Raw genomic sequence first — 10922 nt, 5'->3', positions numbered from 1 at the left:
ACCTTCATCACCTCCAACACAAGCGCAATCAACAGCGACAATTTCGACGTTCTCCAGCAACTTACTTAGCTACTCTGGAGCAGAAATTTCTCCAGCTATCTTTGCCACTCTAGTTTTTTTGACAATAGGTGGCTTAATCACCTTAGCTCCCCCATCCGAAGTAGTAGAGCGATCGCCAACTGCAAAGTAAGTTTGGCATTTTTCGTATTGGGGGCAGATGTTGCAACGTTGAGCCTCAAGAGTGGATGGCGGGGGTTCAAGCCGATTTTGCTCCCACATCAGCCATTGCTGCATCTGTTGTAACTTATGCGGAATGAGCTGGTGTACAGTGCTCTCTAGCTGCTTCCAAGAATAAGAATATTCTTGAAACTCTGGTAGAACGCAGTAAACAGCAGAGTCTACAGCAATTTTATTCTTGGCCCAGAGCATATAGCTATATAGTGCTACTTGCGCTAACTGAGCTGAAGGGTCAATAGGCCGATAAGTTTTGAATTCAATAACACACTGTTGCTGAAGTTCAAAGTTGTAAACTAAGCAGTCAAATTCACCAGCAACTCGTTGTTGTGTACCATCCGGCAATGTAAAAACGTACTCAAGTTTGCGATCGCCAGTAACGAAAGTTTTCTGAATAACAGTTTTTGCATCACAGGATAGTCGATTCTTGATTAATAGCTCAGCAAATTTTTTGATTAGTCCTTGTAAACCCGTCCATACCTTTAGTAACCCAGGAGATTGGCGCGGGTCTTTTTGAGACACTTCTTGCAAATAGGGAAAAAATTTCAGCTGATAAAACAACGATTGCATTTGGGAGGCTACTTCTTCAACTTGAAGCTGATCTGCATTAGATTGCATGAGCGCTTGAAATTGAGGCTCTCGTAGCGCTAGCTGAACAAACGCATCAGCCAAACTGTGAAAAGCATTACCTACCCCAAAACTTATATTTCCATCCGTGGGAATAAAAAGGGTATTGCCACCAAACTTCTGATGCAGATAAAAAAGGCGCGGACACTCAAACGCGACCCGAACCTTAGTAGCAGTTAAGGAAGCAGGATCAGCCTTCGGTTTAAATTTCTGAGTGCCGTTAGATGCCATATCGAAAATTCTCGTCACAGCTTCTGGATCAGTTTTCTCTAACAAACAACGATGGACAGCGGCAAGATAAACGGTATCCATCGCAGCATAGTGTAGTTGCTTAGGCGTGAGCGATCGCCTGCCCCAATCACTACCTTGTTCTTCCGCATCTACATCAGGAAACTGGCAGAGTTCAGTAGCAAGGGTTTTTAGCTTTAAGTTAGTAGTGCCTAGTACTTGTTTGCCAATCTTTTTAGCTAACTTCAAAGTGCAGGTGACATTCTGAGCTTGTTGGCCTCCCAAATACTTCAAGTCATAGCAAGCATTATGAAAAACTTTTTCAATATGAGACTGAACCATAACTTTGGCAATAAAGTCTGCCGCTAAATCAGGTCTATCTAGTACATCAAGAATGCAAGTTGATTCATGAGTTGCATTATTTGGCTCAACCAAAACCTGAATTAAAGAAAGGCGAGGTTTTGAAGTACTCCAATCTGCAACTTCTGTATCTAACCACAAGGTCTTCGCCAAAGAAAACTTAGTGATGTATGCTTGAATATCCTCAATCTTCGTTACATAAGGCATGAGAAAAATTTGACTTGCAAATATTTAGTGAAACAATAACTTTCTAAATAGGAATATTTTTTTCTGGAATCCAACAGACCAGTTGATTATCTAGCTCTTCTTGAGGATTAATAATCTGGATTATGTTGTCTCTATAGAACTGCTCGATTAGTTGACCAATGTGAGATATATCTGTATCAGAAAACTGAACATGAGTATTATCAACTAAAATCTTTCGCCCTATAAAATGCTGATTTTTGATTAAGTTCAGTAAATATTTTTTAATTGGGTCTAGGGGAGGCTTTATCCCTTCCGGCATAATCTTTAACTCCTTTAATAGCGCACAACCTTCTAAAACTTTTGATTCTCGAACTAAGGTTCGCAATTGTTCCAAGGTACTTGTTGTACCTGCAACTACTAGATCACCTGCCAATGCAGATTTAACAAAGCTATAGTATGTTGCCAAGGTATGAACAGAAGGCAAATTAGGCTTAAGGTGCTGATGAGGATTTCCTGTAAAAATCTGCTGGTATATGCGCTGACCTACAAGCTTGGGAGTCCCTACGCTAGCAGCACGAATTAGATATAAAGCATGATCGGTTCGTTTATTCAGGAGAGTCTGACAAGCATTCATCACCGTATAGAAGCTAGTCATATTTGAGTCCTCTGTCCAAATAACTCCTACTTGCTTTTTCTCTTGAGGGTGCTTATAGCTCAGGGAGTAGCTGGCATACTTCCCGCCTAGAAGCTTCGGCCTAGCTTCTTTCACGCCTAAAGCAATGCAAGCCTCTTGCAGCATCCGAACTAGTTCAGGTGCAGATAAAAGAGCTATTTTGGTAATTTTTTGCTCTATTTTTTGATGTTCCTGCTGCCATAACAGCTGAAACTCAGATTGTAAGTCTGGTTCTGGATCAGGATCAGGAAGATATTCACCTATAGAATCTTTGTGCTTTCGATACTCCTGTCTACCTAAAATCAAGACATTTCTAGGGTCAGTTTTAGTACCAGGAAAGCTTTGCTCTAGAAGCTGCTTAGTAAGTGGATAAATCCTGGATTCTGGTTTTGGTTTCGCCTGATGATGCAAAGCCCCTAGTCTATAAGTCCATAATGCTTCTGCCTGCTCTAAGTTAATTCTTTTAAGCTGAATAGTTGTCTCAAGACGAGCTTTATCAGCTTGTTGAATTCGAACTGAGCTGCGCTTCCAGATATCTGTAACAACACTAATTATGATGACAAAGTTTCTTAGGTAATCATTATGAATTATGGTATTAACATTAAAGAGTGGTTGTGGGTTGAGAATACCATTTTGATTAAATAGACAAGTTTCTAAGTTATCAAAGCAAATTACAATGGGTTGAGTTTCGGTAGAAATTCTACCAAAATTTGCCAAAATATTTTTAGCTGCATCTTCTGTATCAATGCAGTTTCTAACTTTAAGAGCTTGCATGGATTCTTCGCTTAAATCATCACCGCGCAGCCATTCACAAGCCGAATCATAAAGCTCAGGATTGGTGAGATCGTGAAGAATACCAAAGAAGATATCGGGACTATAAATTCCTGCACTTTTGTAGGTGTTTTTTAAGTGTTTGATAAATTTTTTGCGATCGCTCTGCAACAATTGCCAAACACTATCATTGAGTACACGCTGCTTAAGATTCCGTTTGGTAAAAGCAGATAAGCTCTTCAGCCAGAGTAGTAACTGAGAGTCTTGCTGGCCCTCTGGGTTATGCATTAAGCTATCGACGGTATAGCGGAGAATGTGCCGCCAGATATGGTCACTGTCTGCCCAAGGGCCAATATAGGTAAAAAAGGCTTTAGGATTCAGGGTGCGCTTGAGCCGACCCAAAAGATAGCTTTTGCCAGAACCAGAATCACCTGCTAGCAAAACAGTACGACTAACGTGATCTTTAGCAACTAAATCGACCAGTGCTTCGATCTCAGTAATCGCCTCTTGATGAATAGAATCAACCGTTTGGGCTGCATCTTGCTGTTCACCCCAAAAGTTACCAGGCTTCAGATTAACCAAGTCAAAGGGGTTGACTTCACGCTTAATGATCTCATCAATCGATGTCATGCTCAAGCTTTAGTGGGCGAATGAGTAAGTTGCTAACTAACCAATCAAATCGAAAATCAAAATTTAATTCGCAGTAATAAAAAAGAGTGCACCACCTACATCCTGAGGAATTCCAGCAGCAACTTGCTCAGATGTATAGGAAGTAGGATCGACCAATGAACTTAGTTCAATTGTGTCATTGCGCTGCAAGCGATAAAGCGTTTGATCCAATTGTTCACGAGAGAGAGGCGGCTGTAATTTTTGTCGCAAATGAAAGAGTGGCAAGTAGTTGTCAGTACCAAGTTCTTGATCTAACTGCTGAATTATCTTAAGAATGGCTTCATCGTTCAAATCATTAATTTTTGCGGCAGACGAGGGCTCATGTTTGGGTGTAGTAAAAGTCTCTACATCTGCTGAGTCTGCTGTTATACGCAAAGACTTCCGCAAGAATTGGATATAGTGATTTAGCAATTCCAAATTAATGGTTGCAGCTCCCTTAGGGTTATAGTCATCTCGTAAATATTCAATACCTCGTTCAGTCAGCCATACTTCCGCTTTAGTTCTTTTAATACTCGTTTCAGCCTCGACTAATCCTTTCTCACTCAAAGCTAACAAAATCACTTCTCTTTCAGAGGCTTTAAGCAACGTGATTTTGCTGGGGGCCACTTTTCCAACTAAATCAGCGAGCTTTTGTAGTACTTTAAGCTCTTTGTCCTTAACAGGTAGTTGCGCTGGATCAACCTTTAAGAGAGCATGGCCTGGTGGCAAGATTTTGACAGTGCTAACTTCCTGGGAAAAATCGACTAGACCGCGATCGCCCAAGTCCTTACAAAGTGTATTTTTGCCCTTGAAGCTGGCAAATCGTTTGGCGCTCAGACCTGATCGGTAATCGGGACAATCTAAGAGGGTCAGGAGAAACTTCAATTCAGGCGTTGATAATTGAGCCGTCGATTTCATGACCTTTACTTTTTGGGGTTCAGAATTTATATATTCCCCGGAATCCTAACTTAGCTTGCAGCGATCGCTCTTAATTACCCCTGAATCACCCACTTTTGCTAGCACCCAAACTTAGCTAGAAGTTTGTACTTGGCGTACCTGCTCCGCGTAGTCCTTGGTTCGCATTTGGCGGAATAAATTAAACGCGACTTGGCGCAAACTTTCTGGTAGGTATGAGAGAACCAGACCTGCCTTAGCGCGGTTAGAAGTGCCCAAAACTTGATTTGCTTCTTGCAAAAGTTGACGGCCTTCCGCTGTGTCGCCTTTCTCAATTAACCTCAAAGCCAGATCTTGCTTCAAGCCTGCCGCTTTTTTGATCCGCTGCCGCTCCACATCGCTCTCATCAAAGTGGTAGCTGTTGAGGCAGAACAGCTTGGCCCTCAAAAAGTGGATACTCTGTCGCAGGCTATTCTGGCCTCCGTGCATGCGGTATTCCATCAAATACTCTGGTAAAAAGTAGCCCTGCTTACCCGCGATCGCCAACCGCACCAACAAATCAAAATCCTCACAGCCATCCGCTTCAAAGCGCATGAAATCTACTTCATCCAAGCAAGCTTTGCGAAATAGCGTTGAACCCACCTGCAAGCTCTGGCGCACAAACGTTTCGTGAACCAAATTGGGAATCACACCTGCTGGCAACTTATCTTTGCCCCACTTAGCAGCATTGGCCAATGTCGCTGCTTCCTCTCGCTCTCCCGCTGGATTAATAATCCAATGATTCGTGCAGACAAAATCCACATCCGGGTTAGCGTCCAACACAGCAACCGTTTTCTCTAAAAACTCTGGCGTTAGCGCATCATCGTCGTCAAACTTGATGAAATAGTCGCCGCTAGCCGCCTCAAAACCAGAGCGCATGTTCTTGCTGCGCTTAATATTGACGGGATGGCGAATGTAGCGGATGCGCGAATCGTCCCACTGGCTCACCACCTTGGGGGTCGCATCGGTCGAGCCATCGTCACAAATCAGCAACTCAAAATCTGTGTAAGTTTGATGAAGAACGCTATTGACCGCGTAGGGGAGCAGATTGGCTCGGTTATAAGTAGGAATGCAAATACTAACTTTAGGCATGGGTTGATTACTAGAAAATGCTGTGACCGGGAAAGCGTCCCTCAAAATGTCTTAAATTCGCATCCCTAGAGCATTAAAACTGGAGTGAAGATACAGTTCCAAACTGCCACTTCGATATTGATGGTATCGCTCCGTTTAGAATCTGGATCGAGCCCGCTATATGAATTTCATAAAGATTAGGGACGGCTGTATAAAGATTTTAGAGAAATCAAGCGATGGATAGCCCTCAGCCAGATACCTTCTTGCCTCAGGTTTCCGTTGTCATTCCAATCTACAACGGCGAAACCGATTTACCTGAACTTTTGGATTGCCTTCGGGCTCAGACCTACACTAGAGACCGAGTGGAATATCTCTTAGTCGATAATGCTAGCCAAGACCGCACAGCTGAAATTTTGCAGCAAGCCGCTGAGTCCGCCCAAGCAGAAGGGTGGAACCTGCACCATCTCACCGAAGTCAAGATTCAAAGTGCTTATGCCGCCCGCAATACGGCCATTCGAGCTGCGATCGGAGAAATTTTTGTCTTTACTGATGCTGACTGCCGCCCCCAACCCAACTGGTTAGAACTGCTAATGCCACCCTTTGCCGACCCCATTATTGGGTTGGTTGTAGGTGAAATTATTGCTCTGCCTGGCACAACCTTGCTAGAGCGCTACGCTGACAGCCGCAACCTCTTGAGCCAAAAAGATACTCTCGCTCACTCATTCTGTCCCTACGGCCAAACCGCTAACTTAGCCATTAGACGCCAAGCCTTAGAGCAAGTAGGATTATTTCGACCCTACATGACCACCGGGGGAGACGCTGACATTTGTTGGCGCATCCAGAAACAAACGGAATGGCAGCTACATTTTGCCGAAGAGGCGATCGTGCAACATCGTCATCGCGCTACCCTCAAAGACCTCAAAAGCCAGTGGCAACGCTATGGTCGCTCCAATCGTTACTTACACGAACTCTATGGCGTAGGCTTAACCCGCAAACACACCTGGCAGGAATCGGCCTATCTGCTTAGCCGCTGGTTCTTGAAGGAACTACCGATCCAGACAGGCAAAACGCTGCTTGGCAAAACTCCCGCGATCGAGCTGATCAGTACGCCCATTAGCGTCTATTGCGCCAGAGCCAGAACAGCGGGTCAGCAAGCTGCCAAGCTATCTGAGCAAGCCACAGAGATTGAATGGTTATAGTTTTTTCAACGACTCTTATGAAAATTCTCGTGCTCTCCTGTAATACGTTCCCCTATCCCCCTAGTCGAGGAGCAGCGGAGGGCAGGACTTTTAATTTATTGAAATACTTGCATCAGCGCCATGAAGTGACGCTAGTGACTGAGCGGCAACGCTGGACCTCCGATGAAGATGTGGAAGCGCTGCGGCAATGGGTCAGCCACCTAATGGTATTTCCTGGGGAGCAGTCTCAAGCCAAACCTGGCTTGCTGAGTAAAGTCGGTCGCTTTGTTGAGTCTGTCGCCAAAACCACACCCCCCAACGTCCTAAAGCGATATTCTCCAGAAGTGCAAGCTTGGGTAGACACCTTTGTCGCCGCTGGGAAATGTGACGCGATCGCCTGTGAGCACAGCGTCAATGAAGTTTATATTCGCCCGGAGTTTCGCCAATCTGTCCACACCGTCGTCGATGTGCATAGCTCGGTGTACGGTTGGGTGCTAAACCATCTAGAGCATGGGGCTTCGGAAAATCCATTGCGCGATCGCCTCTATCTGCCCTTGCTCTATCGCTACGAGAAACGCTACTGCGCCAAGTTTTCGAGTCTCATTGCCACTACGGAAGACGATCGCCAAAAACTAGCGGCTATTTCACCAGGCTCTCCCATTACCGTCGTTTCTAACGGCGTGGACTTAGAGATGTTTCCTTATCGCCCTGGTGACCCAGGGGGACAGCGATTGGTGTTTGTGGGCGCGATGGACTCTTCCCACAACATTGATGCGGCTCGCTTCTTTGCCTTAGAGGTGTTTCCCCAAGTCAGGCAGCGTTACCCAGAAGCTACCTTTAGTTTGGTGGGGGCGCGTCCCGTCGTGGAAGTTTTAGCCCTCAAAGAGGAGCCTGGTGTGGTGGTCACGGGCAAAGTCCCGTCAATGGTGGAATATATGCACCAGGCGACAGTTTGTGTGGTGCCCCTCCGCGTTGGTTTGGGCATTAAAACCAAAACCTTGGAATCAATGGCAGCAGGCGCACCAATTGTGGCTAGCGATCGCGGCTTGGAAGGCTTAACTGTGGATGGAGCCAATGTGCCTCTGCGGGCATTGCGAGCGAATTCTGTGGCTGAGTACGTCAGCGCTATTAGTCAGTTGTTTGAAAACCCTGACTTGCGGGCAGAGCTATCCCACAACGCGCGATCGATGATCGAAACCAATTACACTTGGGAGCGGGCGGGCCAACTTTACGAACAAGCCTTATTAGAAGCTTAAATTCTGTAGATTTTGGCAAAAGTCTGAAATTCCTGCTGAACTATTGAGAATTAGGGGTACAGTTAGTTCCAACTTTGCTGAGTTGATGGCGCGATCGCTAGGCATTATGAGACCTAAACCCCAGCCCCTTCCCTATGAGGGAAGGGGAGTTTGAGACTCCAACTCGCTCCCAAGAATTTATGGGTTGACCGGAAGAGGTCACTACACCTTGTATGGATCAGTACGCAGTCAGCTCAGCTGCAAACCCTGCGATCGCCAAAGATTTTTGATTGCTAACTGAAAGCTGGAATGGGAATTAAACCGGATAAGACTGCGCTCCAACCCCAGAAGAAACCGAAGCTTTTGCCATCGCGCAAGCCAGCGACTCCAAAGCTACCTGCGAGTGCTGCCCCACCCAAAGTTCCGAGTCCTCCCCAAGCACCCGCTAAGGCTCAGGCTAATTCTTGGCTCTCGCTGTTGGGGGCACTGGCACTGTTATGTGGTGCGGCGGGGCTGACAGTTGGCGGAGCTTGGATAGCCATTCTACTGATTGTTGATCCTGATGCGATCGTGGGGTTAAATCAATATTTACCCACTTGGACTCGCATCCCAGTTGCCAACCAGGAGACTTTTCAAACCCTCTCAGAAATTCGCGCCAGCATTCGCCAAGCAGGTCGAATTCCAGGTGAACCCATTTCTCTTGGTAATGAAGTCAAGGGAGCCAACAAAAGCGCAACTGCCACCGATCTTTTAATTCCGGTTTTGGCTCGACGCCCCCTCTGTCAAGCCACTAGCACTCTAGATTCAGCCAAGAATAACTGTGAGCAAATTGTTGAACTCCAGGTTTATCGACCCGTTGAGGATGCGCGGCGGCAGATTAAGCAAGAGCAGTCTTACTGGCTAGCTAGCCAAATTGCCGTAGCGGGGCCAGAAGAATCTTTTGCGATCGCTCCGCTGGTCGATGCCAATTCGGAGAACCAAGGGTCCGCGCGATCGCTCCCGCTCACCACCATTCAGCGCTTTGAGGGCAAAGCCCCCACCTCAGGCGTATGGTTACTGCTGAGCGGCGAGTTGGTACGAGGCGACGACACTATTGCTTATGGCCGCGTGGCTCACTACAATCCCGACCGAGACTACCTAGGTTGGATGCTGGAGTGGACAAGTTCTACAGGACAAGCTCCTGCCTGGAAAGCAATTACTAGCGGAGCCACCCCAGAACTAGTCGTAGACCAAACCGTTGGCTTAGAGCCGCAATTTGAAGTTTATCAGGTCCAGCCACGGCAGTTTTTACCGGACCCGATTCAGCTAGAAGCTATTTCACTCAGTGATCCAGCCTTTGATACAGAAACCTACGGCAAAATTATGACCCTAGCCCGGAGTGGCTTATGGTCTCCAGCTTTAGCCTGGTTCAAATCGCTCCGCCAAGCCAGTGAAGCCAATCCGGACCTGTGGTCCAACGCAGCCCAAGCTGAGATGGATTTTGTGCGGCTGCATGCAGAAGCGACCCAAGCTCAAGCAGAAAAGTCTTGGGCTAGCCCTAGCCAACAAGTGCTCACGAATTTAATTGATGGTCGTTGGGCCAGAGCCTTATCCGTGTTTCAAGCGTCCGTGGATAACAGCCAGGAGGTCGCCTCTCTGTTGAAGGGAGATGCCGATCGCTTGTGGAATCGGGTCGAGGCAGCCCTCAAAGTTGACCCAATGCAAACAGATGCCAAAGCGTGGGGCGCTTTAATTGTTGGCGCTAAAAAAGACAAACCTGCGGCGATCGCTTGGTTAAAGAAACAACCCCAAACCAACCCAGCCGCGATCGCTCGGATTAGCAAACTCCTCGATCGCCTCGACCCCAACTTCTCGGATGTCATTCCTCCCAGTACCCACCTGAGCCAAGTTGTCGGCACGGCAGAGCCACTGAAGCAAATCAACCCTGCGGATTGGTGGCAACTAAAGAACTCAAGTTTGAAGTTAGAGGCTGGACAAACTTGGTACGAAGTGGAGGTGACGGCTTTTTACGATGGCAAGCGCTGGCAACGCTCTAACTTTTCTGACCTTAAGTTTTCCAAGGCTGATGGGGCCGAACCGTTGTGGAATTTACTGGGCCTCACCACCGATCCACAACTACAGATTTTGGTCTGGACCGATGCGGGCCAACAAGACACTGTCTTCGCCACAGCCAAAGCAGTACAACTACAAGGCGGCACCATACGGATTTTGGCGGCTGGCGACCCCCTTCCCGCTCCTACGGCTGCACAACCCCTACCCCGTCCTTTGGCCCTGACGACTACGGCCTTGCAATGGACGACCCCCGCAGTCACTACTTTGGCAGATCTGAATCAACAGCAACCTAAGCTGGCCGATCCGATCCTGCAAGCACTAGCGACAGAACTACAACAAAGCAATCAATTACCCGCTGGAGTGACAGCGACCCCTGCGGGCCTACTCCAACAAAGCGAAATTGGTAGTTGGCAAGTGCAACAAATTGACTTGACTGGCAACCAGCAACTCGAAGCCGTGTTTACCCTCGACCCAGAGACGCTTGCGACCTTGCAACTTGACCAGCCAGACTCCCAGAAACGTCCTGCTGGGCGATCGCGGACCTTGATTGTGTCAGATACGGGCGCTGTGCTCTATAACGAATTTGATGGAACGGCCCAACAGTCACTGTTAGCGATCGCAGACTTAGGCGATGGGGGTATCCCCGTCCTCGTCGTGGACGGATCGGCGGGCTACCGTCTGCAACGCTGGTCTAGCAAGAAACAGCAATTCGAGTAGGCTAACCCC

The 10922-nt window shown here is 47.2% G+C and carries 7 protein-coding genes; 3 read left to right on the top strand and 4 right to left on the bottom strand.

The features are described 5' to 3' along the window. Nucleotides 1-69 precede the first annotated feature (69 nt). The 4 genes from H6F68_RS11160 to H6F68_RS11145 all read right to left on the bottom strand — a co-directional run bounded on the left by H6F68_RS11160 (nt 70) and on the right by H6F68_RS11145 (nt 5752). A complete protein-coding gene (locus H6F68_RS11160; protein WP_190558994.1) occupies nt 70-1656 on the bottom strand; it encodes a PD-(D/E)XK nuclease family protein in 1587 nt (528 codons plus the stop codon). A 43-nt stretch (nt 1657-1699) separates the two neighbouring features. Next, nucleotides 1700-3709, bottom strand: coding sequence for an ATP-binding protein (locus H6F68_RS11155; RefSeq protein WP_190558992.1), 2010 nt, complete (start codon nt 3707-3709; stop codon nt 1700-1702). A 63-nt stretch (nt 3710-3772) separates the two neighbouring features. After that, nucleotides 3773-4456, bottom strand: a complete 684-nt coding sequence (locus H6F68_RS11150; RefSeq protein ID WP_199300034.1) for a hypothetical protein — start codon at nt 4454-4456, stop codon at nt 3773-3775. 300 nt (nt 4457-4756) lie between these two features. Next, nucleotides 4757-5752, bottom strand: coding sequence for a glycosyltransferase (locus tag H6F68_RS11145; RefSeq protein WP_190558988.1), 996 nt, complete (start codon nt 5750-5752; stop codon nt 4757-4759). Between the two features lie 215 nt (nt 5753-5967). Here H6F68_RS11145 and H6F68_RS11140 point away from each other — a divergent pair, with 215 nt between their 5' ends. The 3 genes from H6F68_RS11140 to H6F68_RS11130 all read left to right on the top strand — a co-directional run bounded on the left by H6F68_RS11140 (nt 5968) and on the right by H6F68_RS11130 (nt 10913). Further along, a complete protein-coding gene (locus H6F68_RS11140) occupies nt 5968-6930 on the top strand; it encodes a glycosyltransferase family 2 protein (protein ID WP_190558986.1) in 963 nt (320 codons plus the stop codon). 17 nt (nt 6931-6947) lie between these two features. Beyond that, nucleotides 6948-8165 carry a glycosyltransferase family 4 protein gene (locus tag H6F68_RS11135; protein WP_190558984.1) on the top strand — a complete coding sequence of 406 codons (1218 nt, stop codon included), beginning with the start codon at nt 6948-6950 and terminating at the stop codon, nt 8163-8165. 288 nt (nt 8166-8453) lie between these two features. Beyond that, nucleotides 8454-10913: a lipopolysaccharide assembly protein LapB gene (locus H6F68_RS11130; protein WP_190558982.1), complete on the top strand. Its 2460-nt coding sequence runs from the start codon at nt 8454-8456 to the stop codon at nt 10911-10913. Nucleotides 10914-10922: the final 9 nt, after the last annotated feature.

The organism is Trichocoleus sp. FACHB-262, assembly GCF_014696035.1.
GTDB lineage: Bacteria > Cyanobacteriota > Cyanobacteriia > FACHB-46 > FACHB-46 > Trichocoleus.
This window is presented reverse-complemented; position numbering and strand designations above follow the sequence as displayed.